The sequence below is a fragment of the Streptomyces violaceorubidus genome, assembly GCF_000717995.1.
Lineage (GTDB): Bacteria > Actinomycetota > Actinomycetes > Streptomycetales > Streptomycetaceae > Streptomyces > Streptomyces violaceorubidus.
The window spans coordinates 301175-325769 of record NZ_JODM01000005.1 but is presented as its reverse complement, the minus strand read 5'-3'; the positions used below and the strand labels follow the sequence as shown (position 1 = coordinate 325769).

At 71.1% G+C, this 24595-nt stretch carries 26 protein-coding genes, 1 other RNA gene and 1 pseudogene; 13 read left to right on the top strand and 15 right to left on the bottom strand.

Translation table 11 applies throughout. The features are described from left to right. Nucleotides 1–876 (bottom strand): glycoside hydrolase family 11 protein (locus tag IE94_RS35380; RefSeq protein ID WP_030181588.1); only part of this gene is annotated, 876 nt, incomplete at its 3' end. A gap of 314 nt (nucleotides 877–1190) precedes the next feature. On the opposite strand from IE94_RS35380, the gene IE94_RS0110700 reads away from it, so the two are divergent. After that, nucleotides 1191–2240, top strand: coding sequence for an LLM class flavin-dependent oxidoreductase (locus tag IE94_RS0110700; protein ID WP_030181586.1), 1050 nt, complete (start codon nucleotides 1191–1193; stop codon nucleotides 2238–2240). A 107-nt stretch (nucleotides 2241–2347) separates the two neighbouring features. Further along, complete coding sequence (locus IE94_RS0110695; protein WP_030181585.1) at nucleotides 2348–2998, top strand: LysE family translocator; 651 nt, start codon at nucleotides 2348–2350, stop codon at nucleotides 2996–2998. Nucleotides 2999–3420: 422 nt separating this feature from the next. On the opposite strand, the gene IE94_RS40965 is transcribed toward IE94_RS0110695, so the two are convergent. Beyond that, nucleotides 3421–3600 carry a hypothetical protein gene (locus IE94_RS40965; RefSeq protein ID WP_245235216.1) on the bottom strand — a complete coding sequence of 60 codons (180 nt, stop codon included), beginning with the start codon at nucleotides 3598–3600 and terminating at the stop codon, nucleotides 3421–3423. 219 nt (nucleotides 3601–3819) lie between these two features. Here IE94_RS40965 and IE94_RS0110685 point away from each other — a divergent pair, with 219 nt between their 5' ends. Continuing rightward, the gene (locus tag IE94_RS0110685; RefSeq protein WP_030181584.1) at nucleotides 3820–4170 is read left to right on the top strand and encodes an antitoxin VbhA family protein; all 351 of its coding nucleotides are present in this window, start codon (nucleotides 3820–3822) and stop codon (nucleotides 4168–4170) included. A 14-nt stretch (nucleotides 4171–4184) separates the two neighbouring features. After that, nucleotides 4185–4739 carry a Fic/DOC family protein gene (locus IE94_RS0110680; protein ID WP_063829710.1) on the top strand — a complete coding sequence of 185 codons (555 nt, stop codon included), beginning with the start codon at nucleotides 4185–4187 and terminating at the stop codon, nucleotides 4737–4739. A gap of 49 nt (nucleotides 4740–4788) precedes the next feature. Here IE94_RS0110680 and IE94_RS39875 read toward each other — a convergent pair whose 3' ends face one another. Further along, nucleotides 4789–4929: a hypothetical protein gene (locus IE94_RS39875; protein WP_157849337.1), complete on the bottom strand. Its 141-nt coding sequence runs from the start codon at nucleotides 4927–4929 to the stop codon at nucleotides 4789–4791. Between the two features lie 159 nt (nucleotides 4930–5088). Further along, nucleotides 5089–5790 (bottom strand): DUF6119 family protein, encoded by a 702-nt coding sequence (locus tag IE94_RS0110675; RefSeq protein ID WP_245235215.1) that lies wholly within the window; start codon nucleotides 5788–5790, stop codon nucleotides 5089–5091. Between the two features lie 6 nt (nucleotides 5791–5796). Here IE94_RS0110675 and IE94_RS0110670 point away from each other — a divergent pair, with 6 nt between their 5' ends. After that, complete coding sequence (locus IE94_RS0110670) at nucleotides 5797–6699, top strand: serine/threonine-protein kinase (protein WP_078606449.1); 903 nt, start codon at nucleotides 5797–5799, stop codon at nucleotides 6697–6699. Nucleotides 6700–6726: 27 nt separating this feature from the next. Here IE94_RS0110670 and IE94_RS0110665 read toward each other — a convergent pair whose 3' ends face one another. The 7 genes and pseudogenes from IE94_RS0110665 to IE94_RS0110640 all read right to left on the bottom strand — a co-directional run bounded on the left by IE94_RS0110665 (nucleotide 6727) and on the right by IE94_RS0110640 (nucleotide 14370). After that, entirely contained in the window at nucleotides 6727–8796 is a 2070-nt protein-coding gene (locus IE94_RS0110665; RefSeq protein WP_157849336.1) for an AIPR family protein, read from the bottom strand. Nucleotides 8797–8876: 80 nt separating this feature from the next. After that, a complete protein-coding gene (locus IE94_RS0110660) occupies nucleotides 8877–9749 on the bottom strand; it encodes a hypothetical protein (protein ID WP_157849335.1) in 873 nt (290 codons plus the stop codon). 942 nt (nucleotides 9750–10691) lie between these two features. Then, nucleotides 10692–11093: RNase P RNA component class A (rnpB, locus tag IE94_RS37140), an RNA gene on the bottom strand. Between the two features lie 81 nt (nucleotides 11094–11174). After that, nucleotides 11175–11318, bottom strand: coding sequence for a hypothetical protein (locus IE94_RS41715; protein WP_342450752.1), 144 nt, complete (start codon nucleotides 11316–11318; stop codon nucleotides 11175–11177). Between the two features lie 57 nt (nucleotides 11319–11375). Next, nucleotides 11376–11561, bottom strand: a pseudogene (locus IE94_RS40580) (helix-turn-helix domain-containing protein); the annotation flags it as partial. A 443-nt stretch (nucleotides 11562–12004) separates the two neighbouring features. Then, entirely contained in the window at nucleotides 12005–12172 is a 168-nt protein-coding gene (locus tag IE94_RS40325; RefSeq protein WP_167343950.1) for a hypothetical protein, read from the bottom strand. Nucleotides 12173–12186: 14 nt separating this feature from the next. Next, nucleotides 12187–14370: an MMPL family transporter gene (locus IE94_RS0110640; RefSeq protein WP_030181571.1), complete on the bottom strand. Its 2184-nt coding sequence runs from the start codon at nucleotides 14368–14370 to the stop codon at nucleotides 12187–12189. Nucleotides 14371–14487: 117 nt separating this feature from the next. On the opposite strand from IE94_RS0110640, the gene IE94_RS0110635 reads away from it, so the two are divergent. The 4 genes from IE94_RS0110635 (at nucleotide 14488) to eda (ending at nucleotide 16908) form a co-directional block, all read left to right on the top strand. Then, nucleotides 14488–14916, top strand: a complete 429-nt coding sequence (locus tag IE94_RS0110635) for a DUF302 domain-containing protein (RefSeq protein ID WP_030181570.1) — start codon at nucleotides 14488–14490, stop codon at nucleotides 14914–14916. Continuing rightward, nucleotides 14900–15160, top strand: coding sequence for a metal-sensitive transcriptional regulator (locus IE94_RS0110630; RefSeq protein ID WP_030181565.1), 261 nt, complete (start codon nucleotides 14900–14902; stop codon nucleotides 15158–15160). The genes IE94_RS0110635 and IE94_RS0110630 overlap by 17 nt, the downstream gene beginning before the upstream one ends. A gap of 158 nt (nucleotides 15161–15318) precedes the next feature. After that, complete coding sequence (gene yaaA, locus IE94_RS0110625; protein WP_030181564.1) at nucleotides 15319–16101, top strand: peroxide stress protein YaaA; 783 nt, start codon at nucleotides 15319–15321, stop codon at nucleotides 16099–16101. 147 nt (nucleotides 16102–16248) lie between these two features. Beyond that, nucleotides 16249–16908 (top strand): bifunctional 4-hydroxy-2-oxoglutarate aldolase/2-dehydro-3-deoxy-phosphogluconate aldolase, encoded by a 660-nt coding sequence (eda, locus tag IE94_RS0110620; RefSeq protein WP_030181563.1) that lies wholly within the window; start codon nucleotides 16249–16251, stop codon nucleotides 16906–16908. On the opposite strand, the gene IE94_RS0110615 is transcribed toward eda, so the two are convergent. The 3 genes from IE94_RS0110615 to IE94_RS0110605 are packed head-to-tail and all read right to left on the bottom strand — an operon-like array spanning nucleotide 16883 to nucleotide 20026. Continuing rightward, nucleotides 16883–18385: a bifunctional RNase H/acid phosphatase gene (locus tag IE94_RS0110615; protein WP_030181561.1), complete on the bottom strand. Its 1503-nt coding sequence runs from the start codon at nucleotides 18383–18385 to the stop codon at nucleotides 16883–16885. The two genes, eda and IE94_RS0110615, sit on opposite strands and share 26 nt — an antisense overlap. Before the next feature lie 34 nt (nucleotides 18386–18419). Beyond that, nucleotides 18420–19163, bottom strand: a complete 744-nt coding sequence (locus IE94_RS0110610; RefSeq protein ID WP_063829709.1) for a CT398-like coiled coil hairpin domain-containing protein — start codon at nucleotides 19161–19163, stop codon at nucleotides 18420–18422. Beyond that, nucleotides 19160–20026, bottom strand: a complete 867-nt coding sequence (locus IE94_RS0110605; protein WP_030181558.1) for a Nif3-like dinuclear metal center hexameric protein — start codon at nucleotides 20024–20026, stop codon at nucleotides 19160–19162. The genes IE94_RS0110610 and IE94_RS0110605 overlap by 4 nt, the downstream gene beginning before the upstream one ends. Nucleotides 20027–20272: 246 nt before the next feature. On the opposite strand from IE94_RS0110605, the gene IE94_RS0110600 reads away from it, so the two are divergent. Then, nucleotides 20273–21523 carry a hypothetical protein gene (locus IE94_RS0110600; protein WP_030181555.1) on the top strand — a complete coding sequence of 417 codons (1251 nt, stop codon included), beginning with the start codon at nucleotides 20273–20275 and terminating at the stop codon, nucleotides 21521–21523. A gap of 97 nt (nucleotides 21524–21620) precedes the next feature. After that, complete coding sequence (locus tag IE94_RS39065; RefSeq protein WP_037922237.1) at nucleotides 21621–21788, top strand: hypothetical protein; 168 nt, start codon at nucleotides 21621–21623, stop codon at nucleotides 21786–21788. A gap of 84 nt (nucleotides 21789–21872) precedes the next feature. Here the strand turns inward: IE94_RS39065 and IE94_RS0110590 are convergent, their stop codons facing one another. Then, nucleotides 21873–22754 carry a MaoC/PaaZ C-terminal domain-containing protein gene (locus IE94_RS0110590; RefSeq protein ID WP_030181554.1) on the bottom strand — a complete coding sequence of 294 codons (882 nt, stop codon included), beginning with the start codon at nucleotides 22752–22754 and terminating at the stop codon, nucleotides 21873–21875. Nucleotides 22755–22909: 155 nt separating this feature from the next. On the opposite strand from IE94_RS0110590, the gene IE94_RS0110580 reads away from it, so the two are divergent. Beyond that, nucleotides 22910–23836 (top strand): ABC transporter ATP-binding protein, encoded by a 927-nt coding sequence (locus IE94_RS0110580; protein ID WP_030181553.1) that lies wholly within the window; start codon nucleotides 22910–22912, stop codon nucleotides 23834–23836. Continuing rightward, nucleotides 23833–24549 (top strand): ABC transporter permease, encoded by a 717-nt coding sequence (locus tag IE94_RS0110575; protein ID WP_030181551.1) that lies wholly within the window; start codon nucleotides 23833–23835, stop codon nucleotides 24547–24549. Before IE94_RS0110580 ends, IE94_RS0110575 begins: the two co-directional genes overlap by 4 nt. The last annotated feature ends 46 nt before the right edge of the window (nucleotides 24550–24595 follow it).

The window sequence follows — 24595 nt, the reverse complement described above, 5'->3', positions numbered from 1 at the left end:
GACGTTCCAGGTCGACAGGACCTTCGCCGGGGACGGCACGTTCATCGTCACCGTCCAGCTGCCGGCACCGCTGACGGAGACGTTGAGGTTGTACCGGTCGTCCCACTTCTGCCCGGCGGACAGCGTCGCGGTGCACCCGCCGCCACCGCCGCCACCGTTGTCGCCGCCACCGCCGCTGGTGCCCCCGACGTTGATGTTGGAGCTGCCGCTGCTCTGGTAGCCCTCGGTGGCCATGATCATGTAGTAGCTGAAGTTGCCGAGCGGCATCCCGGCGCGCGACCACGCGTCGAAGTGGTTGCCGGTGGTGATGGTGCCGCCGGTCCGCTTCGACTGCCGGACGCTCCAGTACTGGTCGAAGGTGCGGGTGCCCTCGACGGAGGGGGCGTTGTACCGCGTCGTCTTGTAGATGTCGTACGTACCGCCGTCGGTGGTGACGGTGCCCTTGAACTCGCCCGTGGGCCGGTAGGTGCCCCAGTTGTCGACGATGTAGTACTCGACGAGCGGGTTCGACGTCCACCCGTAGAGCGCCAGGTACGCGTTGCCGGACGGGTTGAAGCTGCCCGAGTACTGCACGGTCCTGCGCCCGCCGTTGCTCCAGCCCTTGCCCGCGACGAAGTTGCCGGTGTTGCGCCACGAGGTGCTGTACTGACCGCCGGAGCCCATGTTCATGGAGACGGTGCCCTGGCTGTCGGTCCAGAACGAGTAGTAGTAGCCGTTGTTGGTGCCCTCCTGGTTGGTCGTGACGACCGTGTCCGCCTGCGCGGTGCCCGGCAGCATCAGCGCCGCGAGCGCGGCGAGGGCGACGGCCCAGGCGCTCCTGATGAGCAGGGTGACGGGACCGCGTCTGCGACGCCTGGGTTGGACGAGCAGGTTCATGGGGGGTGTTCCTCTCCTGCGGGTACGGACAACGGCGTCAGTGTTGACCTGCACTCATCAAGCGTCAACAGTTTCGGTAGATGTTTCGAAACCTTCGGCCCGCCGCAAGACACCCTCGAAGAACGGAAGTTGCAGACCAGCCCCCATCCACCCCTGGTGAGAGGGTCCTTCCGTACGACCACCACCCCCCACCCCCGGAAAGGATGACGAAGGGCCCCGAAAATTTCGAAGCCCCCCTCTCTGGACAGCCGCAGCGCGGCCTCACATCCTCGGTAGGGGCAGAGCACCGTTCCCCACACCGGAGGTTGGCGCTCGTGAAGTTCAGCTACGCGATGCTCCCCGACTACCCGCTCGCCGAGTCCCTGGAGTCCATCCGCCTCGCCGACGAACTCGGCTTCCACGCCTGTTACGCCGCCGACGAGACCTGGCACAAGGACCTCTGGCTCCTCTTCGCCGCCGCGGCCGGCCGCACCAGCCGCATCCGGCTCGGCCCGAGCGTCTCCCCCGTGACGCTGCGCGAGCCGACGCTGATCGCCCAGGCCCTCGCCACCCTCGACGAACTCTCCGGCGGCCGCGCCGAAGGCGTCCTGTCCAGCGGCAACTTCGGTCTCCTGGCCCAGTACCGCATCGACTGGGCCCGCACCAGGCCGCTGACCCGGGTCAAGGAAGCCCTGCACGTGATGCGCACCTTCCTCGACGAGGGCGCCCTCACCTACGAGGGCGAGTTCTTCTCCTACGACGGCCTGTTCACCTTCGCCCGGCCCGTCCAGGACCGGCTGCCGCTGAAGCTCGGCGCGATGCGCGGACCCAGGTCCTTCGAAGCGGCCGGGGAGTTGTCGGACGGCTGCCACCACGCCCTGAGCTACACCCGCGAGGCCTACGACTACGCGGTGCGGCACATCAGGGCGGGCGCGGAACGGGCCGGCAAGGACTGGCGCGCGCTGGACATCGGTGCCTGGGTGGTCTTCGCCACCGGCCCCGACTCGGCTCTCGCCAAGGAGGCGGCGCGCAGCATGGTCGGCATCTACGCCTCCTCGATGCCGGAGGAGCAACTGCGCCGCAACGGCGTCGACCCGGCCGACCTGAAGCCGGTCATCGACGCGATCGCCGCCGGCGACCTGGCCCGCGGTATCGAACTCACGCCGCCGGAGATCGCCGACCGCCTCTCGGTCGCGGGCACGCCCGAGGAGTGCCGGGAGAAGATCGAACGGGACATCGCGCCCAGCGGCGTCAACCACATGATCTGCGCCATCACCGACCGCACCCTGGTGAAGACCTTCACGGGCCGGGACCTGGAGGGCGCGGCGGACGTGGACACGCAGCTGCGGCTGATCGCGGAGCGGGTGATGCCGGGGTTCGGGTGAGGGCGGGGTTCGGGTGAGGGCGGGGTTCGGATGAGGGCGGGGCCGGGTGGCGCGAGGCCCACGGAAAAGGGCTGAAGCCCGGCACCCGGCCGTGCTTCGATGAGGCCATGGTGTCCTCCGAGCGCTTGCTCGCCTTCGCGGCGATGTCGTTCCTGCTGATCGTGATCCCCGGGCCCAGCGTGCTGTTCGTGATCGGACGGGCGCTGGCCCAGGGGCGCCGGGCGGCGCTGACCACGGTCGTGGGGAACACGGCGGGCGCCTGTGTGCTCGTCGTGGCGGTGGCGCTCGGCGTCGGGTCGGTCGTGGAGCGCTCGGTCCTCGTCTTCACGGCGCTGAAGCTCGTCGGCGCGGCCTACCTGGTGCACCTGGGCGTACGGGCCTGGCGGAAGCGCGGCTCGTCGCAGTCCGCGGTCACCGCGGTCACCGCGGACGGGAGCGCGCGCGGAGGCGGTCTGCGCACCCTGTGGGAGGGGTTCGCGGTCGGCGTGGCCAACCCCAAGACGATGGTGTTCTTCGCCGCCGTGCTCCCCCAGTTCGTGGACCGCGCCCAGGGGCACGTGGCGGTCCAGATGCTGTTGCTGGGCGCGGTCTTCAACCTCATCGCGGTGGCCTGCGACAGCGTGTGGGGCCTGGCCGCGGCGACCGGACGGGACTGGTTCGCCCGCTCACCCCGGCGGCTCTCCCTGGTCGGCGGGCTCGGCGGGCTGACGATGATCGGCCTGGGCATCACCGTCGCCGCGACGGGCCGCAAGGACTGAACCGGCTGGGCGCCACCCCTGCCCCTGCCCGGGGGGGGCGGCAGACGAGTCGGGCTGTACGCCGGGGAGAATCATCGCAACGCGATGACCTGCGCAAACGTTCAGGGTGGGCGCTTCCGTGGCTACCTCGATGGCTACGTAAGAAGGCGCCCCCGCGCCGGAGCGGTCCGGACGGAGGCTTCGTCGTTTTCGGAGTTCAGACGGTCTGCTCAATGCACTCGAAGATGGCCGAGTCCGTCTCCTGCTGCCAGGTCGTCCGTCCAGCTTCTTGCCGATGAATGCCGAGTTCAGCCGGCCGGCCAGAACAAGCACCGTCTCCGCGTACTGCACGACCTGATCTACGTCACCCCGATGGGCCCCGAGGACGGCAAGATCGCTTAATACGGCTGCGCGACGCGGCAGGGACAGCGGTTGGGCGAGGGCTACGGTGAGGGCGTCTTCCGCGAGGTCGGGACGGCCGAGCTGGAGATAGCAAGCCTCCGTTCCTCGGCGAGGCGGGAACCGTCGAAGCGGAACCAGCGGCCGTTGCGGGAGTGGCCGTCGAGGGAGTGCACCTTCTGGGCTTCGTCGAGGACCCGGGCGCAGCCGTCGATGTCGCCCATGGCCGCGCACACCTGCAGATGCTGACCGAAGGCTCCGTACTCCAGGACCGTGTTACGGCCGGCGCGTACGTCGTACGAGCTCTGGGGCGGAAGGTCTGCGGCACCTTGTTCACCGAATGCGGAGGCACGCCGGGACGGCGGGCGGGTATGGCGACATCCCATCAGAATCCGTACTAGAATTTGTACAAAATCAAGACTCTATAGGGGTACGGTGACAGTATGGAGATCCCCGAGGTCGTGACCGTCAGCGACGCCCGCGCCAGACTGTCGCGGATCCTGACCGACCTATCGGAGTCCGGCGCGGATGCCGACCCGGTCCTGATCGGCGCCCACCGCAAGCCTCAGGGAGTCCTTCTGTCCGTCGAGGCCTTCGAGGCACTAACCGGCCGAGCCGCACGGCGGGCGGCCGTCGCCTCAGCTACCGGCTCCATCGAGGCCGAGGGGCTCCATGCCTCCGAGGCATCCGACCGCGACACCGAGGCGTACGTAAAGGGCGACCTCGACGCGGACACCCTTGTCGCCCGCGCGGTGGCCCGCCACGGACAGACTTCGGAGCGGCGGGCAGGGTGAACGATCCTTACGCCATGCCCAACGGCGTGCTGCGCAACAAGCTCGGCATCACCGACCATCAGCTGCTCGATGCAGCGGAGGCGGACATCACCCGGGCGCGCCTTATCATGCTCGCCGAACGCCCCCTGCCCGGCGCGTACGACCTCGGCCATCTCCAGGCGTTCCATGCTGCAATCTTCGGCGACATCTATCCGTGGGCAGGCGAGTTACGCACCGTAAACATCGCCAAGCGCACACCGTTCTGCCCGGCGAGAAACCTGGTGTCCTACGCCGGAGAGGTCTTCGGCCGTCTCGCCTCCTCCGGTCATCTGCGGGATCTCCCCCGGCAGGAAATCGTCGTCCGACTGGCCCAGCTGTACGGCGACATGAACGTCCTCCACCCGTTCCGTGAGGGCAACGGCCGCGCCCAGCGGGCGTTCCTGGCCCAGCTCAGCACCGATGCGGGATATGACCTGAACTGGTCAGGCATGGACCCCGAGCGCAACGAGGACGCCTCGGTGAAGAGCTTCCTCGGTGACAACAGCCTGTTGGAGCAGGTACTCGACGAGCTCATCACCAACACGGGGTGACACCTCTGTGTCCCGACCGGCAGGCGCGGCGCCTATTGTCTGGCACGTGTCAGGCCGAAATGGAGTGCGCCGGTTCCCAGAAAGGCGGCGCGCCGAGAACGCCCTGCACGGTCTCCTCTGTCTGGTTGTCGCGGAGTTGCGCTTCGGACCCGTCAGCCGTTGTCTGCTGCTCGACTTCGGTTTCGGCCACCTTCGCATACTGCAGCGAACCCGACGGTGGCCACGTAGACCGCGAGCCCATCAACTCGAGCGGAGCCTCGGCAGGAGCATTGACACGAGGTGATCCCCCAGGGGATGAGTGACTCGTGCGGGTGATCTTAGTTACCCATGGACGTGTCAGACGGGCCCACTACGCGGCCAGGTGACGGATGCCCGCCCGGCCCGGAGTCGCCGTCTCGGCCTGGATCCCGGTGACCTCGACCGCGACGCCCCACGCCTCAAGGAGCTTGGTCGTCTGTACGAGGGTGACCTGCGAAAACGGGGAGAGCGTGTCGGCGGTGAGGTCGGTTCCGTTCTTCAGCAGGATCGCGAAAGTGACCTTCGAAGGCCGGAAGCCTTCCGTCAGCCCCCACCGGACCGGGCCATGGCCACCTCGCGAGCGAACCCGTCCATCCGGCTGCTCACCGAGCATGTCGTCGAGCCGCTCCTCAAGCCGCGTGGCGAGGTCGTCGTCCTTGACCGGGACGCTGTGCTCGACGAATTCCAGTGCCGGGCTCGGGGTCTCGTCCCGGAGAACACCGGCGATGGCCCGGATGTCCGCGACCAGGTCCGCGGCGTCGACGCCGAGCCGCATCCGCAGCCCGGTACCGCCCTCGACGCTGGAGATCTTCGTACGGTTGTCCTGTCCGATCGTGAGCCGCATCCCGTCCAGCCGGCCACCCAGCCGACGGACGATCTGCGCGTGCTCCTGGACACCCAGGCTCCAGACCGGAGTGCCGCCGGGCACGAGGGTGATATCGGTCCGTCCACCGCCAGGCGTATGGGCAACCAGGTCGCGGATCTGGGCGGGGTCCAACCTGCGGATCACGAAACTCACTTCCAGCTCCTGCACCAGCACATGGACGTGCCGCCGAAGCCGTTGCGCACCTTGCGGTCCGAGGTGCCGGAGGACCTGGAGGTGCTGACCCTCGACCTGCTGGCCAAGGTGCCCGAGCAGCGTCCCGCCGACGCGTACGCGGTGTACGAGCGTCTGTCACCGCACCTGCCGCAACCGGGATCGGCAGCCGAACCCGTGGCCCCCACCCACGGCGGCTCCCCTTCCAAGGTTCCCGACCCGACGGTGGTCTACCGGCAGCCGAACGCACCCTTGCGGCGGACCACGACGCCCGCTCTCTCACCCGAGCCGACGGCTCCGGTGCCGGTCCCGGCGCGCGTCGACACCGCGCTCCGGGACTCGATCCGGGACGCCTACGCCAGGTCCGCGGACCTCGCCGAAAGCGGACGCTTCGCCCAGGCCGCGGACGCCCTCAAGGCGGTGATCGCCACGGCGGCCACCGCTCTCGGCGCGCACAACCCCCGTGTGCTCGGTCTGCGGCGGCAGCGCGCGGCGGTCCTCATGGTCGGCGAGGACTTCCGGCGTACCTTGCCGGAGTTCGACGCGCTGGCCACCGTCTACGCCCGTACCTCGGGAGCGTCCAGCGAAAGCGCGCTGGAGTGCCGTCGGCACGCCGCCCACTGTCGGGCCAACCTCGGCCAGGCCACCGCCGCCCTGCAGGAGTTCCAGGAGGTCCTGGAAGTAGTGTCCGACGCGGCAGGAGACGCCTCCGAGACCGCTCTCGGCCTGCGCCGCAATATCGGCCTCCTCCTCTTCTCCGAGGGCCGCCGCACCGAGGCCGAAGGCGTCCACGACTCCCTCCACGAGGACATGTGCGTCCTCCTCGGCGAGGACGACGAGGAGACCCGCGAGATCGCCGATCTCCTCGCCCGGCTGCGCGACTCCGAGGGACCGCGCCCCTACTGACGTCCTGCCGATGCGGTGTACACGCCGTCAGGCCTCGTCCTCGGCCTCGTCCTCTTCGCTGTGGATGCGCTGAGCCAGATCCCACAGGCTCAGTCCGTCCGACTGGAACCAGCGAGCCGTTCCCTGATTGGCAACCGGGCGGTCGCCCCAGTCGGCGTCCGCCCACATCTTCGACACCAGCCCGGACGGCGAGTACTGCTTCTCGTCGTACGCCCACAGGATCGATTTGGTCCGGTGATTGACCCAGGTCGCCTGGCGCCGCCGCTCGTCCTGGACAAGCCACTCCTCCATGGCGTCGCGCTCGGGCTCGTTTAGAGCCACGTACCGGAGAGGCGCTCCGTCCTTGATGACACGGCGGTCGACCAAGAGCGGCACGGTGTTAGGACGACGCGGCTTGCGCTCCTTCACGGGAGGTGCGGGAACGGCGACGCCATCGGCCAGGTCGCCGAGGACATGCTTCGCGAGCTCCCGGCACGTCCCCGCGGTCTGGAAGGCGGTCCTGATCTGGGGACGCGGCCCGTAACGAGTCACGATTTCGTGCGTCAGCCGTCGTACCAAATCCGGCACGAGGGCGGGAATCTTCTCCAGGACCTCGCTGTCCCAGTCGAAGTCGGGGTCATCGATACTCGTGGCGCCGAGATGCTGAAAGAGCAGGTGGGTGACGAGAAAGCCACCATGCTCGGTGGTCGCGGCCTCGCGGCTGTTCTGACCACTGCCCAGTTCGTAGACCGCGCTCCGTGCCGCGCGCAGCGTGAGCACGGAGCGCCACACCTTCTGCGGCGAGGGTTCGCGTTTGAACAACAGGGTGTGGCTGCCCTTGGGGCCCTGCTCCCAGAGGTTCTCCGTCGAACTGGCGGCCCGGGCGGCCTGTTCCGCATCCGGGTACAGGCACGCGAGTGCGAGAGCGAGTTCGTCCAGTGAACAACCGGTCTCGGGCGCGGCAACCGGCTCGCCCCGCTTGATCACGTACTGCTTGCGCAGTTCGGCGCGCAGGTTGGCCTTGATTGCCTGGTGCACCGGTTCCAGCGCGATGTGATCGCGCTGCTCGATAGCGTTTTGCCGGTTTGCCGCCTGCGAGACCTGGACACCGAATTCCCGGTCATTCTGCGTGTTGATGACCTTAATGCTCACAGTGGCGTTGGCCGCGGCCTCACCGTCCTCGTGCATGGCCCTGGCGACAGCCCGTACCGTCTGCGCGCCGTTGACGATGCTCGCCCCCGTCACGGTGAGAGTGGTCGGCTTGCTCTGCGGTGCCCTGGCACTGTCGTTCCTCGCCGTGAGCGAGTCGCAGATCATGGTGATGCCGTTGTTCAGGTGCCAGAATCTGGTCGGATCGGAGGTAAGGGTCAGACCGATCTCCGCATTGGTGACGGTGGGTCCGAGCGGGGCCCGGAGATTCTGCTCGAACAGACCGGTACCGTACGTCTCGTACCACTCGGCGACGCTCTCGGCGGAGACCGTCCCCTGATAGGCCTTCAGTGGTCCCTGTTGCTGATACCAGTCGTCAAGGCGTACGTCCAAGCAGATGGGCTCCGGCCGAAGATCCGCATGGATCTGATCATGGAAGTCTGCGGCGTACAGCACCTCGACGCTCATGCGGGCGCCATGTTTGTTGAACTCGTCGAGAGCATTGTCGAGAACCTCGCGTGCGGGTGGAGATGGCTCCACGGTGCCCATCAGAGCGACGACCAGAGTGGTTCTCTCGTTGACGATGAACGGCCTGGCCTGCAGGGCGAGCGCGCCGGCACGCTGGTTGAACTGGTCGTACAACTCGTTCTCGATGCGGTTCAGACCGTCCACCATCGCCTTGGCGGCGCCCACGTCGAAGGTCGCCGAGCCCTTGTCGCTCCACTTTGCCTGGACGAGCAGAGCCCGTCCGCTGTCTGGCAGGGGAGCAATGGCGTCCATTCCCTGGTCCGCAATGCCGTCCGTGACGAACCGAGCCGCCTCGGCCACGCTGCACTTGGCCACGCGTCGTACCGCGAGGGCTGCAAGGGCGCGGGAGAGAAAACGCTGTTCGTAGCTGTCGCCTCGAAAGTGGGCGATGTCGCTGACGTCTATGACCCCGTCAAACGTCTCATGCAGCTGCTCGCGCACCTGCGTGACCTGGCGAGGTGTGTCCGCCCCCGAGGTGACCATGGATAGCCGCTCTCCCACTGATTGTGTCTTGTGATGGCCTAAGACCCTATGCCGAGCCCTGAACCGTTGCCACGCGCCCGCCCGTTGAAGTCGACAACCACCAACACGGCGCCGACCGCTTCGACAGAGGCCTTCACCCAGTCCGAGGCGGCCTCCAAGGGCACGCCACGAGCGCCGAACCAACCGTCGCGGACCAAGCTTGCAAAGTCGGTCGGTACCAGGTGGCGGGTGAGCACATCCGCGGAAGGACCGGGGAGACCGGTCTCCGCCGCGACCGGGATCGCCGCCGCGAACTGGCCGTAGGGGTATATCGCGCCGGAACTCGTCCGGTGCAGGGCAGAGGTGAAAGGCACCTGGTCATGAATGCGGAGAAAGAGGGGATCCTCCAGCAAGCTGTAATCGTCGGTCCTGTGCCGTGTACCTTGTTCCGGCCTGTGGACTCGGCTGTGGAGTTCGTGCAGGCTGCGCCGAGCGGCGGGCGAGAAGATCCCGTTCGGCCCGGGACTCAAGTAGCGCAACACGACAAGCGTTCCGGTGTCGTAGTGGTAGTAGAAGGCGTCGAGGGAGCCCTCAGCGCCGCCGACCACCCGCGGATCGATGATCGACGTGGCTTCCAGGTCATAACTTCGGCGATTGTCGCGGCTCGCGAACGCCTTCACGACGGCGACTCCGATACCTCTGAGCCGCTCCGCTACCCGTTCGCGCTTGTCGTCGAACGTCGGCTGCACCGCAACCCCGTTGAGCCCGCTGATGTAGCTCTCCTCGGCGGCTGTCCTGTCCCAGCCGTGTGCCCGTGTGAAATCCTTCGCAGTCAACCCGGCAATCTTGGCGAAGAGCAGCAACGCATCGCGCTCATCGCGCCAGCGAAGCTCCTGGTCCGTCGAGCCTTCGCCATCGTCGAGCAGAGGCATCAGCCTCTGGACTTCCTCTGCTAAGGCAGCGGAGATCCGCTGGAGACCGGCGAACACGACGTCCGCGCCGACCGTGACAGGGCCGCTTTCCGGTAACGATACGGAGAGTGAGTCATCTCCCACTCCAGTGGCGGACCAGAGCTCTGAGACAGGAACCGGCTTCCGCAACCTTCGAGCATGAGTGACGAAGACCTTTCGGTCCAAGTCGGTCTCGTGAGCGGGACGGACTATGCCCAGTCCCCAGATCCGCTGCCTGTCCTCGTGGCCAGGTTCATCGCTCTGCTGGTCGGGAGGAGCGAGCAGGATCGCTAGATGCGACTTGACTTCGGGCCAGTCACGACAGGTCTGAGAGTAGGACCTCTCCCCGGTGGGGTCCCGATCCAGGAGACTGAGCAAGCCTGTGGCGGGGGTGAGGACCGCCAGCCGCGGCGATCGTGCCGGAGACAGTAACTCTGCCCGCCTTGGTTGTGCGAATGTCATCCACTCCCCCGAACCGCCTGCCACCACACCGAGCCAGACTCAGAGGGATGGTAGCGCGCCAGCTCCACCACCGGCTTTCACCGTCCCCAGGTCTCACTGCCCCACCAACTCCCCAACGCCTACTCCCAGGTCCTGAAAAACCAAGTCTACGGACCCACCGATTACCTGACGCCCCGGTGCGTGCAGGGCGTTGTCCCCCGCCCCGCGTAAAACGGCCTACCCTAGAAATTGCAGTCGTCCGCTGATGGAAGGTGCCTTGCATTCGGGCAAGCCGGGCAGCAGTGCACAGAGAATCACCGCAGCCCAGTGATCAGGGCGAGTGCCCACAGGGGCCGCGTGGGTGGCTACGTTCGAAACCGTGAGGTCCGGCTTGAACCGGTACGGACCGGGGTTCGATCAAGCTCCTGACCTGGCAAAAAAGGCCTCTGACCAGTACGTTCCTTGGCCAGGTGCCCTTGGCGGCAGACGAGTCGGGCTGTACGCCGGGTTCTGTTCCGACGGGGCCTCGCGGTCCCGTCGGCGACGGCCATCCATCTAGGGCCGGCGTTGCCACCGGCCTCCAGCGGTCTACCCGCGGACTCGGGCGGGCAGCCCTCGAACGTCCGCGCAGGGGCACCGGAGTGCCCCCTCTTGACCTTGCTCCGGGTGGGGTTTACCTAGCTGCCCAGGTCGCCCTGGGCACTGGTGGTCTCTTACACCACCGTTTCACCCTTACCCGGGACCGAGGTCCCGGGCGGTCTGCTTTCTGTGGCACTGTCCCGCGGGTCACCCCGGGTGGCCGTTAGCCATCACCCTGCCCTGTGGAGCCCGGACGTTCCTCGGGAAGTCCCGTGAGGGACTCCACGCGGCCGCCCGCCCGGCTCGTCTGCCGTGTCGACCATCGTACCCGGCGGACCTCCCGCCGCGGACCGGCGGCGGCCCTTGCGAGGACCGAGCCGGCCAGGATCAGGGTGAAGGCGACGCCGATGCCGAGGGTAGGTCCTCGTTTGGGAAGGGGGCGCCCGCAGCGACGGCGACGGCCGGGGTGACGTAGGTGATGACGCCGGCCCGGGTCGGGCCGATCTCCTTGATCAGTTCCAGGAAGGCCACGAAGGCGATCGCGGTGCGGACGAGGCCGAGGCCGGCCAGGGTGAGGCAGAGGGTGCGGTCCTGAACGCTGTTGCGGTGCACCGCCGGGGTCACACCGAGCACCCACCGGAACCAGCGCGTGAGGTGTGCCTGGTCGGCGAAGCCCACCAGCGCCGACACCTCGGCGGGGCGCAGGCCCGCTTCCAGGAGTCCGCGCGCCCTGGCCACCCGGTGCTGGGCGAGCCAGGCGTACGGCGGCATCCCCCGTCGCCGTACGACGGAAGGCCCGAAGGAGTTTGGCGTGCGGGGCGTAGACGTGCCGGCCGGTGGGGGCACCTCCCGCGCGAGCGGAGCCGAGGGTGGGGGAGGGCGGTGAGGAGGTCGAGGGGCGGACCGGCCGCCCCCAGCCGTGCCCTCGTCCAGCGTGCCTGCTCACCGCGTGCGTCCACCGCCACCACCCCCTGCCCCTACGGGATCAGAGGAAGCCCCTGGTGTCAGGTCGAAGGAGAAGGGGGCGGGGGCGGGGGCGCCACCTCCGGCACCGGGGTGACGCCCTCGGACGGCGCATCCAGGGCGGCGCCCCGCTCAACAGCCTTGCCGATCCGGTCGCGAAGCGGATCGGCGGTGGGCGCGAGCGGCGCGCGGCGAGTCCACGCGGGGCGGCGGCGGCCGGGCAGAAGCCGGTTAGGCTCGCCCGACGCCGCGGCCTACCGGCCGAGGAGTCGGCTCAGCCAGCTCTTGCCGGTGTTGGTGTCGTGCGGGTGGCCGGGGCACCAGCGGTCGGCGGGTACCGAGTTCTTGACGGCGGCGATGTGTTGGCCGCAGCCGGCCCAGGTGGTCTTGTCGCAGGTCTTGCAGCGGACGGGACGGCACATGGCGGGGGTTCCTTTCAGCCGTGGGAGAAGGTGATGGTGGGCAGGACGCGTCGCAGCCATCCGGGGGTGGCCCAGGCGGCGCGGCCGGTGAGGCGGAGCATGACCGGCAGCAGTACGAGCCGGATCAGGAAGGCGTCGAGGAGTACGGCCACGCCGAGGATGATGCCCATCTCCTTGGGCGGGAGCGGTCCGGACAGGGCGAAGGTGAAGAAGACCGCCACCATGACGCCGCCGGCGGCGAAGATGACCCGGCCGGAGTCGGCGACGGCGCCGACCATGGCCGCTCGGGCGTCGCCCGTCTTCTCCCAGTGCTCCTTGGCGGAGGCGAGCAGGAACACGGTGTAGTCCATCGCGATGGCGAAGATCATCGCGAAGAAGAAGACCGGTGCCCAGGCGTCGAGGAAGCCCTGGTGCTCGAAGCCGAACAGGCCGGAGCCGTGGCCGTCCTGGAAGATCAGCCGGGCGACTCCGAAGGCGGCGGCGGTCGACAGCAGGCTGGCGAGGGTGCCGAGCAGCGAGATCAAGGGGGCTTGCAGGGCGACGAGCAGGAGCAGGAAGCCCAGGACCAGGACGACACCGATCACCAGCGGGGTCGACTCGTCGAGTTGGTTCTTCAGGTCGATGTTCTCCACCGCGGCGCCGCCGACCAGCGCGGATGCGGGCAGCTCGGCACGGAGCCGTTCGACCGTGTCCGGCAGGCGGGCGTCCGAGGGATCGACCGCGGGCACGGCCTGGATCATCCGGTAGTGGCTGCCGTCGGCCGCGGGGGCCGCGGGCATGACGGCGGCGATGCCGTGATCGTCCCGCAGTACCCGGGCCGCGGCGGTGCCGTCCTTCTCGTCGACGACGATCTGGAGCGCGCCGGGGGCACCGGGGCCGAAGGCCTCCTGCACCTGGTCGTATCCGATCCGCGCGCTGGCGCTGTCGGGCAGCACCTTGATCGAGGGCATCGCCGTGCGCAGGCCGGCGAGCGGCGCGGCGAGCGCGACCAGGACCACCAGGGCGCCCACGCCCCACGCGACGGGGCGGCGCCACAGATGCGCTCCCCAGCGCTCGAACAGCGGCGAGCGGTGTTGGCTGGTCCTGGCCCAGGGCAGCGCGAACCGGTTGATCTTCTGGTCGAGCTTGACCAGCACCAGCGGCAGCAGCGTGAGGGTGGCGGCGAGCACGAAGAGGACCGAGAGCATGATGCCGCCCGCCATCGACCTGAAGGACGGCGACGGCACCAGCATCACCGCGGACAGCGAGACCAGCACCGTGCCGCCGGAGAGCAGCACGGCCTTGCCGGCGGTGTCCATGGTCGAGGCGATCGCCTCGCGTGCGCTGCGGCCTTCGCCCATCCGCGCGGCGCGGTAGCGCACGACGAGGAAGAGGGCGTAGTCGATGCCGAGGGCGAGGGCGAACATCATCGCGAAGTTCATCGCCCAGATGGACACCGGCACGAAGTGGTTGATCAGTACCAGGGAGCCCGCGGAGGCCACCAGGCCGGCGAGGGTGAGGATCAGCGGAAGTCCGGCGGCGACCAGGGCGCCGAAGGCGAGGACGAGGATGGCGAGGGTGACCGGCCAGGAGACCAGCTCCGAGGTCATCATCGCTTTCAGGTTGGCCTCGTTGAAGTCCGACCACAGCAGCGAGGAACCGGTCGGGTTCACCTGGACCGTGTCGGTGGACAGGCCCTCCAGCTCGCCCTTGAGGTCGGTGGCGACCCTGACCATCTCGTTGGTGTCGACACCGGCCCCGGCGAGCACCACCGCGGTGCGGCCGTCCTGGGACAGGGTCGCCCCCGGCGTGGGCGCGACCACCTCGGCCAGGCGCGGCTCGTCCTTGAGTATCCGGGTGACGTCGGCCAGCACACCGCGGCCCGCGCCCTGGGTGACCGGTCCGTCGTCACTGCGTACGACGACCTGGATCGCGTGGCTGGCGTTGCCGGCGAAATGCTCCTGCGCAAGCCGGCGCGCCGCGACCGACTGCGAACCGTCCGCCTGCCAGCCCGCACCGGACAGGCTCTTCTCCACCGACGGCGCGAAGATCCCCAGGCCGATGACGAGCACCATCCACGCCACCGTCACCAGTCGGCCGCGGTCGGCGACCCAGATGCCCAGCCGCCCCAGCGGGCCGGGGCGCACCTCCCGCACCTCCCGCGCCGCCTCTGCCGACGGGGGCGCAACCGGCCCGTTCTCGTACGTCGCCTGCGCCATCGGACGCCTCCTCTCACTTATCCCCCAGGGGGGATGTCCCAAGGAACCTAACATATCCCCCCGGGGGGATGTACGATGGAGGCGCCACCGACGGTTCGACTGGCAGAAAGGACGAAGATGACCGACTTCACCATGAGCGCGACGGTCGCGGCGCCGTACGCCGCCACCGTCGCCCGCGTGCGGGAACTGCTGGGCGACGCCGGGTTCGGCGTCCTCACCGAAATCGACCTTCAGGCCACCCTTCACACCAAGCTGGGCGTGCGGATGCCGCCGCAGGTGATCCTGGGCGCCTGTCGACCGCACCTCGCCCACCAGGCCCTGGAGGCCGACCCCAGGGTCGCCGCGCTGCTGCCGTGCAACGTCGTCGTGGCGTCCGAGGGCGAGGCGCGGACCCGGGTCGAGGTGCTGGATCCCGACGTCATGAGGTCTCTCAGCGACGCACCCGCCCTCGAGGCGGTGGCGGCAGAGGCCCGTGAGCGCCTCACCGGCATGATGGCCGAGCTGACCGACGACGACACGGAGGCCCGCGATGCGGCTGGAGCCTGACGAGATCAAAGCCACGATCACCCGCCTCAAGCGGGCCAACGGGCACCTGGCGTCCGTGATCCGCATGCTCGAAGAGGGCTCGGAGTGCGAGGAGGCCCTGACTCAACTGGCCGCGGTCAACAAGGCCATCAGCCGCGGCGGTTACGCCCTGGTCGCCACCGGTCTGGAGCAGTGCCTGGCCGAGGGGGGACGCGACAGCATCGACACCAGGAAGCTGGAGAAGCTCTTCCTCGCCCTCGCCTGAGCCACCCGTCCGCGCCCCTGCCGGCCGGAGCTCGCCGTCGGGTCCCGGACCTCCGTCACCGTCGAGCAGGCACGACGGGAACGAGCGGGCACGAAGGCACGGGAGGGGTAGGCCGTACCCTGATCGGGAGCCTGGGGCTCACGAGTGAAGGAGTACGTGTGCTTGTCCTGCTGCCGCCGTCCGAGGGGAAGGCCGCGTCCGGCCGGGGCACCCCGCTGAAGACCGGGTCGCTGTCCCTGCCGGGGCTCACCGCCGCCCGGGAGGCCGTCCTCGGCGAGCTGGTGGAGCTGTGCGCCGGGGACGAGGAGAAGGCGCGCGAGGTGCTCGGACTGAGCGTGGGGCTGCGCGGCGAGGTCGCCAAAAACGTGGAGTTGCTGACGGCGGGCGCGCGTCCGGCCGGGGAGATCTACACCGGTGTGCTGTACGACGCCCTGGACCTGGCCTCGCTGGACGCCGCCGCCAAGCGGCGGGCGGCCAGGTCGCTGCTGGTGTTCTCGGGGTTGTGGGGTGCCGTGCGGGTGACCGACCGGATCCCCTCCTACCGGTGCTCGATGGGCGTGAGGCTGCCCGGCCTCGGGGCACTGGGCGCGCACTGGCGGGCGCCGATGGCCGAGGTGCTGCCGGAGGCGGCCGGGAACGGGCTGGTGCTGGACCTGCGTTCGGCGGCGTACGCGGCGGCGTGGAAGCCGAAGGGCGAGGTCGCCTCGCGGACGGCGACCGTGCGGGTGCTGCACGCGCCGACCCGGAAGGTGGTCAGCCACTTCAACAAGGCGACCAAGGGGCGGATCGTACGGAGTCTGCTGGCGTCCGGGACCGCGCCCGCGGGACCGGCGGAGCTGGTGGAGGCCCTGCGGGACCTGGGCTACGCGGTGGAGGCGGAGGCACCCGCGAAGGCCGGGCGGCCGTGGTCGCTGGACGTGCTCGTGGACGAGGTCCACTGACCCCTTCCCGCCGCCGGCCTCCCGGCCATTGCAGCCGCTGCGGCCGTTGCGGCCGTTGCAGCCGTTGCGGCCGTTGCAGCCATTAAAACCATTGCACTGCTTGCAACGATGATTGCAGAGAGTGCGTTTCGGCGGCACGATGAGGGCATGAGTTCTCCGCTGCCCTCCTCCCCCGCCGCCTCGGTGCTGGATCTCGCGCCCGTCGTGCCCGTCGTGGTCGTCGACGACCTCGCCGACGCCGTGCCGCTCGCCAGGGCGCTCGTCGCCGGGGGGCTGCCCGCGATCGAGGTGACGCTGCGGACGCCGGTCGCCCTCGACGCGATCCGGGCCATCGCCGGTGAGGTGCCGGACGCGGTGGTCGGCGCGGGCACGGTCATCACGGCGGAGCAGGTCGCACAGGTCGTGGCGGCCGGGGCGCGGTTCCTGGTCAGCCCGGGGTGGACGGACGCGCTGCTGGAGGCGATGCGGGCGTCCGGGGTGCCGTTCCTGCCGGGGGTGTCGACCACGTCGGAGGTGGTGGCGCTGCTGGAGCGCGGGGTGCGGGAGATGAAGTTCTTCCCGGCCGAGGCCGCGGGCGGCACCGCCTATCTCAAGGCGCTCGCCGCGCCGCTGCCGCAGGCCCGCTTCTGCCCGACCGGCGGCATCGGGCCGGACTCGGCGCCGGAGTATCTGGCGCTGCCCAACGTCGGCTGCGTCGGGGGCAGTTGGATGCTGCCCAAGGACGCGGTGGCGGGGCGGGACTGGGGGCGCGTCGAGGCGCTGGCCCGCGCGGCGGCGGCGCTCAGCGCAGGTGGGACGTCTCGTTGAACAGGCGGACGCTCGCGCCGCCGTCCGCGTAGTACGCCACCGCCGACAGCGAGGCCGCCGACAGCTCCATCCGGAACAGCGACTCGGGCGGGGCGCCCAGGGCGAGTCGCAGGAACGTCTTGATCGGCGTGACGTGGGAGACCAGCAGCACCGTGCGGCCCGCGTACGCCGCGACGAGCCGGTCGCGGGTGGCGGCGATCCGGGTGCCGGTGGCCGCGAAGCTCTCGCCGCCGCCGGTCGGTTCCGCGTCCGGGGAGGCCAGCCAGGCGTCCAGGTCGGCGGGGTAGCGGTCGCGCACCTCGCCGAAGGTGAGCCCCTCCCACGCGCCGAAGTCGGTCTCGCGCAGCCCCTCCTCGACCGTCACCTCCAGGCCCAGGCGGGCGGCGACGATGCCGGCGGTCTCGCGGGTGCGGGCCAGGGGCGAGGCGACGACCGCCTCGATCGTGCCGCGCCGGGCGAGGCTCTCGGCGACCTTCTCGGCCTGCTCGCGGCCGATGGCCGACAGGGACGAATCGCTGCCGCCGCTCCCGGAGAACCGCTTCTGCGGGGTGAGGGGCGTTTCCCCGTGCCGCAGGAGGACGAAGGTGGCGGGGGCGCCCATGTCGGGGGGTCCCCAGCCGGGCGAGGCCACGGCCTTCGCGGCGCGCACGTCGTCGTCGGCGGCAGCCGGTGCGTCAGCACGGGCATCGGCGGCCGGTGCGTCAGCACGGGCATCGGCAGCCGGTGCGTCAGCACGGGCATCGGCGGCGCCGGGGTCGGCAGTGCCGGTCCGGGCCGCTCGCGCGTGCCGCCCGCCCATGGCCTCCCCCTCAGCACCGCCTCCGGTGCCGACGGGTGCCACGGTCGGCCCGTCCCCGCTCCGACGGTCCCCGCCCGCACGACCGGCGGCACCACGCGGGTCCAGCCCGGCCGCCACCGCGCTCCCGCCGGCGCCCTCCGCGGCGCCCGCGGACGCGGCGGCCGACCGGTCCCCGGTACGGCTGCCCCGGGCCCGACGACCGGCGGCGCCGCCCGCGTCCGGTTCCGCCGTCGACGTGGACGGCGACCACGGTTCGCCGCGCGCCCCCGCGTCCATCGCCTCGTTGGCCAGGCGGTCGGCGTGCTTGTTGTCGGCGCGGGGGATCCACTCGTACGTCACGCGCCCCGGCGGGAAGACGCGGGCCGCCTCGGCCGCCAGGGGCTTCATGTCCGGGTGCTTGATCTTCCAGCGGCCCGACATCTGCTCGACGACGAGCTTGGAGTCCATGCGGACGTGAACGGTGGCGTCCGGGTCCAGTTCCCCCGCCGCGCGCAGTCCGGCCAGCAGCCCCCGGTACTCGGCCACGTTGTTGGTGACGACCCCGAGGTACTCGGCGGCCTCCACCAGGGTCTGACCCGTCGCCGCGTCCCGCACCACCGCGCCGTAGCCCGCGGGTCCCGGGTTGCCCCGGGACCCGCCGTCGGCCTCGACCACGAACTCCCGCGCGGAGCCGGTCACCGCGTCTCCCACCGCTCAGCCACCGACCGGCCGCCTACAGCCCGGAGTCCGCCGTGCGCACCAGGATGCGGCGGCAGTTCTCGCAGCGTACGACCGTGTCGGGCGCCGTGGAGCGGATCTCGCTCAGCTCGGTGATGGCCAGTTCCTGACGGCACCCCTGGCAGCTGCGCTGGTACAGCTTGGCCGCGCCGACGCCGCCCTGCTGCTCGCGCAGCTTGTCGTAGAGCTTCAGCAGGTCCTCGGGGACGGAGCCCGCGATGACCTCGCGCTCCTTGGTCACCGAGGCCACCTCGCCGTCCAGCTCCTCGACGGCCGAGTCCCGGCGCGCGGTGGCGTCGTCGATCCTGCCCTGCACCGCACCGACCCGCTCGGTCAGCTCGGTGACCCGCTCCTGCGCGGACTCGCGGCGCTCCATCACCTCCAGGACGACGTCCTCGAGGTCGCCCTGGCGCTTGGCGAGGGAGGCGATCTCGCGCTGGAGGTTCTCCAGGTCCTTCGGGGAGGTGACGGCGCCGGAGTCCAGGCGCTGCTGGTCGCGGCCGGCGCGCTGGCGCACCTGGTCCACGTCCTGCTCGGCCTTGGTCTGCTCGCGGGCGCAGTCGCTCTCCTCGGTCTGCGCGGCCACGAGCAGGTCGCGCAGCTGGGTGTGGTCCTTGGTCAGCGACTCGATCTCGGCGTGCTCGGGCAGGGACCGGCGCTTGTGCGCGAGCTGCTGGAGACGCGTGTCGAGGCCCTGGACGTCGAGGAGTCGGATCTGGTCGGCGGGCGCGGCTTTCAGTTGGGGGCTCCCATTGCGTTAGAGGTCGGGGCGGACGCCACGTGGGCGGTCCAGGGGTCGGTGACCGTCTTCGAGACGTGGACCCGGAGGTCCCAGCCGTTGCGGTCGGAGATCTCGTCGAGCTGGGCCGCGCCCAGCTCGCACCAGGGCCACTCGGTGGCCCAGTGCGCCGCGTCGAGCAGCGCGAGGGGACTGCGGGCACGGTCCGCGGAGAACTCGGACACGGGGTGGTGCCGCAGGTCCGCGGTGAGGAAGGCGTCGACTCCGGCCGCCCGCACGTGTGCGAAGAGGCTGTCGCCGGAGCCGCCGCTGACGGCGACGGTGCGCACGATCGCCTCCGGGTCGCCGGCGACGCGGATGCCCTGTGCCGTGGCGGGCAGCCGCTCGGCGGCGCGGGCGGCCAGCTCGCGGACCGTCAGGGGGTGCGGCAGCTCGCACACCCTGCCCAGGCCGCGGCGCCCGCCGGGGTCGGCCGGGTCCGGCACCAGGGGCCGTACGACGTTCAGGTCGAGGGCGCCGGCCAGCGCGTCGGAGACGCCCGGGTCGGCGGTGTCGGCGTTGGTGTGGGCGACGTGCAGGGCGATGTCGTTCCTGATGAGCGTGTGCACCACGCGGCCCTTGGAGGTGGACGCCGCGACCGTGGTCGTCCCGCGCAGATAGAGCGGGTGGTGGGTGACGAGCAGGTCGGCGCCCAGCTTCACCGCCTCGTCGGCGATCTCCTGGACGGGGTCCACGGCGAACAGGACGCGGGAGACCTCCTGGTCGGGCTCGCCCACGACGGTGCCGACCGCGTCCCAGGACTCGGCCCGCTCGGCGGGCCACAGGTCGTCCAGCGCGGCGATGACTTCTGACAGACGGGGCACGCGTGCAAGGCTACCTGGAGGTTCTGCGCCGTTGTACCCGCCGTTGTACCCGCCGTTGTACCCGCCGATGCACCCGCCCGCCCGCAGCCCTCGCGGCCGTCGCCGCCGTCCGCCGCGGTACAGCACACACCGTGCCCTTCCCTCAGGCGAATCGTTCCTGTGACACACGTTTGTGTGAGGGGGACGGCTGCCGGTCCCCCGCCCGTGCGTACGAAAACTAGCTTCGTCACCGGAGGTGACCGAACGATGACGGCCTGTGTGATCGAGCCTTCCGCGGACCCCGGGAACAGCGGGGCTCCCCGGGCGGAGTGCAGCATCACCGCGGAGGGTGCCTACGCCGCGCGTCTGGCCCGGAGCGGGGAGGGCGGCGACTCCTGGTACCCGGAGCGCTGGACCCTGGACGGCCCGGAGCCGTACGCGGTGCCGCTGCCGGGCAACCAGCCCGAGGAGCCCTGCACCGAGGTGCAGCCGATGGGCGACGGGCGGGTCCTGGTCCACCGGGTCGCGGCCGGACGGCACGTCTTCGCGCTGCTGTACCCGACCGGGCCGGGTACCGGCGAGCTGCCGCTCGGCGCGGTCGAGTGCCCGGCGGACGGCACCGGGCTGCGGCTGCTGCCGCCGGCCCCGGGCGGGGAGCGGGCGTACGCCCTCGCGGCCGGTGCGCGGTCGACGGTGCTGTGGCAGGTGGCGGGCGGCGCCTTCGGGCCCGAGCGGGTGGCCGAGATCCCCGGCCGTTGCTCGGGCGGGGTCTGGCTGGACCGCGCCGGCCGGATGCTGGCGGTGGACCGGGAGACCGGCGGGCGCACCAAGGCGGTCGTGGTGGACCTGGAGCGGGAGGGCGAGGTGTCGCCGCTGTTGCAGATCGCCGCGGACAGCGACGACCGGCTCCTGCTGGCCGACCCCGACAGCGGGCTGGTACTGATCCGCTCGGACGCCCCCTCGCCGGGGCGGGAGCGGCTCGGCTGGGGCGTGCTGGGCAGCACCCTGCCGGTGCGCTTCCCGGAGTGCCTGCGGCTGCCGGACTGCGTCGTGACGCCGTTCGCCGTCCAGCCGGGGCAGGTGCTGACCCCGGAACGCTGCGCGGTGGCCCTGCGGGTGGACGGCGCGTTCGGCAGCTGGGTCGGAGTGTGGCGGCCCGCCGAGCGGCACGTGCGGCATCTTCCGGCGCCCGAGGGGTGGTTGACCGGCGCCGGGCTGTGGACCCCGGAGGGCGAGCTGCGGCTGCCCTGCTCCACTCCGCAGTCGCCGTGCGGCGTGGCCCGGCTGGCCGCACCCGACCCGGACGGCGGGCGGACGGGGGGCGTGGGAGACACCGGGGCGGCGAAGGGCGCCGGGGGCGCGGCGGGTACGGCGGGCGCGGCGGATACGGAGGAATCGGCTCCGGGGGGACCCGGCGAACCCGGCGCGGCGGACACCCCGACGTCCGCTCCGACATCCGCCCGGTCCCGCCCCGTGCCCCTGCAACAGGCCCCGCTGGCACGGCTTGTAACGAAGTAGTGCCGGTTGGCGCCGCCGCCTGGATTCCGCCCGCAGTGTGCCGGTTAGACTCGCCCGGCTGTAGGAAAGATCATGTTGACGGGGTGAATTCCTTCCGATGAACGACGCCAGCACGACCCAGCCGATGCAGGCCGCCGGTGCCGACGTTTCCGAGACCGACACCGGCCACGGCAAGCACCGTGGACCGGTCTCCAGCCAGGAGGGCGTGGCGACTCCCAGGGGCCGCCACCGCAAGCCGGCCGAACAGTCCGGGACGGCCGCCTGACCGGTACGGACAGGCACCGGCACTCTCGAAAAAGCAAGCGGCTCGGCCCCGTTCGTCGCATCCGGCGGACGGGGCCGTCGCCGTTCACCCGTACCGGACGACCGTGTCGGCTAGGACGGGCGCGTCGTCGCGCTCGACGGCGCTCACGCTCACGCGGACCTCTCCGGCACCGGCACCACCCGCCCCCGCGGGCCGCCACATCCGCACCCGCAGCGTCTCCCCCGGGTACACCACCCCGGCGAACCGCGTCCGGTACGCGCGCACCCGGGACACGTCGCCGTCCAGCAGCGTGTCCACGACGGTCTTGAGCGTGGCGCCGTAGGTGCACAGCCCGTGCAGGACGGGCCGCCGGAAGCCGGCGCGCGCGGCGAACTCCGGGTCGGCGTGCAGGGGGTTGAAGTCGCCGGTGAGCCGGTAGAGCAGCGCCTGGTCCTCCCTCAGGGCCCGTTCGGCCACGTGGTCCGGTGGCCCGGCGGGCGGTGGCGAGGGGCGTGCGGAGGGTCCCCGCTCGCCGCCCCAGCCGCCCTCCCCGCGCACGTAGACCTCGGCCTCGTCGGTCCACAGCGGCCCGTGCGCGTCGGTGACCTCGGTGCGCAGCACGAGGACGGCCGCCGTGCCCTTGTCGTACACGGCGACGACGCGTGAGGCCGCGCTCGCCCGGCCGCGCACCGGGACGGGCCGGTGCAGGCGCAGCCGCTGCCCGCCGTGCAGGACGTCGGCGAGGTCGACGTCGACGCCGGGCACGGACAGGGCGCCGATCACGCCGGGGGCGCCGCCACCGGCCACCGTCGCGAAGCTCGGCAGGACGTGCAGGCGGGACTCCAGGGTGTAGCGCAGCTCGTGCGGGTCGGTGGCGGGCCGGCCGGCGCCGATGCCGAGGTGGTAGAGCTGGACGTCCTTGTGGTCCCAGACGATCTCCCGGACCCGGGGTGCGGCGCCGAGTGCCCCGGCTGCGTCGATGGGCATGGCCCTGCTGCTCCTCCCGGTCACGACGACGATCACGGACAGCCCCGACCGTACGGGACGCGGGAGGGACGCGGACCACCCGTGACATTTGTCCTCCCGAACTCCGGACAACCGCATCTGCCGCCCGTCCCCGCCGGCTCCGTAGCGTCACCGGTATGAGACCGACAGAGGGCACCACCCCCGCCGTCCAGCTCACGGCAGCGGCCAAGGCCTACGGCGACGTCCGCGCCGTCGACGGCGTGGACCTGCGCATCGCGCGCGGCGAGACGGTCGCGCTGCTCGGCCGCAACGGCGCGGGCAAGTCGACGGCGATCGCGCTGCTGCTCGGACTGTGCCCGCCGGACGCGGGCACCGTCGAGCTGTTCGGCGGGGACCCGGAGCGTGCCGTACGGGCCGGCCGGGTGGGCGCCATGCTCCAGGAGGCGCGGGCGGTGCCCCGGGTCACCGTGGGCGAGCTGGTCGCCTTCGTGGCCGGCCGCTATCCGGCGCCGATGCCCGTGGAACAGGCCCTGGAGCTGGCCGGGATCGCGCCGCTGGCCGGGCGGCGCGTGGACCGGCTGTCCGGCGGGCAGACCCAGCGCGTGCGGTTCGCGCTCGCCCTGGCCGGCCGGCCCGACCTGCTGGTCCTGGACGAGCCGACGGCGGCCCTGGACGTGGAGGCCCGGCACGCCTTCTGGCGCTCGATGCGGGCCTACGCCCGGGGCGGCAGCACAGTCCTGTTCTCCACCCACTACCTGGAGGAGGCCGAGGCGCACGCCGACCGGATCCTGGTCGTCGACCGGGGGCGGATCGTCGCCGACGGCACCGGCGACGAGCTGCGCCGGGCGGCGGGCGGCAGCCGCGTCTCCTTCGACCTGGCCGGACGGCCCATCGAGGACCTGGGGCTGCTGCCCGGGGTCCGCGCGACGGAGGTGCGCGGGGACCGCGCGGTGCTGCGCACCGAGGACTCCGACGCGACCGTGGTCGCCCTCGCCCGGCTCGGTGCGATACGCGGCCTGGAGGTCGCCCCCGCGTCCCTGGACGACGCGTTCCTGGCCCTGACGACTCCGGCGCCGGTGCCCGTGAAGGAGAACGCCCGATGAGGGACTACCTGGTTCTCGAAACGCGCCGCACGCTGCGCGACCCCGGCTTCGTCGTGGGCGGTGTCGCCGTGCCGGTGCTGATGTACCTGCTGTTCACCAACCTCGGGGGCGACGCGGGCGAGTGGAAGACGGGTGCGATGGTCGGCATGGCCGCCTACGGAGCGGTCGGCTCCGCCCTCAACACCGGCGGCGGGGTCGCCGAGGACCGTGCCATCGGCTGGCTGCGGCAGTTGCGGGTGACTCCGATGCGCCCGCACCAGGTGGTCGTGGGCCGTGCCCTGACCGGCTCCATCACCGTGCTGCCCGCGATCACGGCCGTGCTGGCGGCGGGCGGTCTGCTCAACGGCGTACGGCTGGACGCCTGGCAGTGGGCGGCGCTGGCGCTGCTGCTGTGGCTCGGGTCGGTGCCGTTCACGCTGCTGGGGCTGGGCAACGGCTACCGGCTGACCGGGCAGACCACGGGTGTGGCGAACATGGTGGCCAACCTGGGGCTCGCGGTGCTCGGCGGGCTGTGGTTCCCTTTGGCGTTGTTCCCCCCGTGGCTGCGCACGGTGTCGGCGTACACCCCGACCCACCGCTTCGCGCAGCTGGGCACCTCGGTCGCTACGGGACACGCGCCTCCCGCGGGTGCCATTCTCGTCCTGACGGCATGGCTGCTGGCCTTCGGCGGGTACGCCGTCCTGTCCTACCGCCGCGGTGCGGCGACCGACTGAGCGCCCCGAGCGCCCCGAACGCCCAGGTGGAAGGGAGCCGACGCCC

What these genes read in the sequence shown, in the direction of transcription:
- IE94_RS0110680 (WP_063829710.1), top strand. Translation starts at nt 4,185, where the DNA reads ATGCCCAACGGCGTGCTGCGCAACAAGCTCGGCATCACCGACCATCAG.
- IE94_RS0110590 (WP_030181554.1), bottom strand. Translation starts at nt 22,754, where the DNA reads ATGCCCATCGACGCAGCCGGGGCACTCGGCGCCGCACCCCGGGTCCGG.
- IE94_RS0110695 (WP_030181585.1), top strand. Translation starts at nt 2,348, where the DNA reads ATGGTGTCCTCCGAGCGCTTGCTCGCCTTCGCGGCGATGTCGTTCCTG.
- IE94_RS0110670 (WP_078606449.1), top strand. Translation starts at nt 5,797, where the DNA reads ATGGACGTGCCGCCGAAGCCGTTGCGCACCTTGCGGTCCGAGGTGCCG.
- IE94_RS40965 (WP_245235216.1), bottom strand. Translation starts at nt 3,600, where the DNA reads ATGGGCGACATCGACGGCTGCGCCCGGGTCCTCGACGAAGCCCAGAAG.
- IE94_RS39065 (WP_037922237.1), top strand. Translation starts at nt 21,621, where the DNA reads ATGAACGACGCCAGCACGACCCAGCCGATGCAGGCCGCCGGTGCCGAC.
- IE94_RS0110580 (WP_030181553.1), top strand. Translation starts at nt 22,910, where the DNA reads ATGAGACCGACAGAGGGCACCACCCCCGCCGTCCAGCTCACGGCAGCG.
- IE94_RS0110660 (WP_157849335.1), bottom strand. Translation starts at nt 9,749, where the DNA reads ATGCCTCTGCTCGACGATGGCGAAGGCTCGACGGACCAGGAGCTTCGC.
- eda (WP_030181563.1), top strand. Translation starts at nt 16,249, where the DNA reads ATGAGTTCTCCGCTGCCCTCCTCCCCCGCCGCCTCGGTGCTGGATCTC.
- IE94_RS0110640 (WP_030181571.1), bottom strand. Translation starts at nt 14,370, where the DNA reads ATGGCGCAGGCGACGTACGAGAACGGGCCGGTTGCGCCCCCGTCGGCA.
- IE94_RS0110575 (WP_030181551.1), top strand. Translation starts at nt 23,833, where the DNA reads ATGAGGGACTACCTGGTTCTCGAAACGCGCCGCACGCTGCGCGACCCC.
- IE94_RS40325 (WP_167343950.1), bottom strand. Translation starts at nt 12,172, where the DNA reads ATGTGCCGTCCCGTCCGCTGCAAGACCTGCGACAAGACCACCTGGGCC.
- IE94_RS0110685 (WP_030181584.1), top strand. Translation starts at nt 3,820, where the DNA reads ATGGAGATCCCCGAGGTCGTGACCGTCAGCGACGCCCGCGCCAGACTG.
- IE94_RS0110600 (WP_030181555.1), top strand. Translation starts at nt 20,273, where the DNA reads ATGACGGCCTGTGTGATCGAGCCTTCCGCGGACCCCGGGAACAGCGGG.
- IE94_RS0110630 (WP_030181565.1), top strand. Translation starts at nt 14,900, where the DNA reads ATGCGGCTGGAGCCTGACGAGATCAAAGCCACGATCACCCGCCTCAAG.
- IE94_RS0110635 (WP_030181570.1), top strand. Translation starts at nt 14,488, where the DNA reads ATGACCGACTTCACCATGAGCGCGACGGTCGCGGCGCCGTACGCCGCC.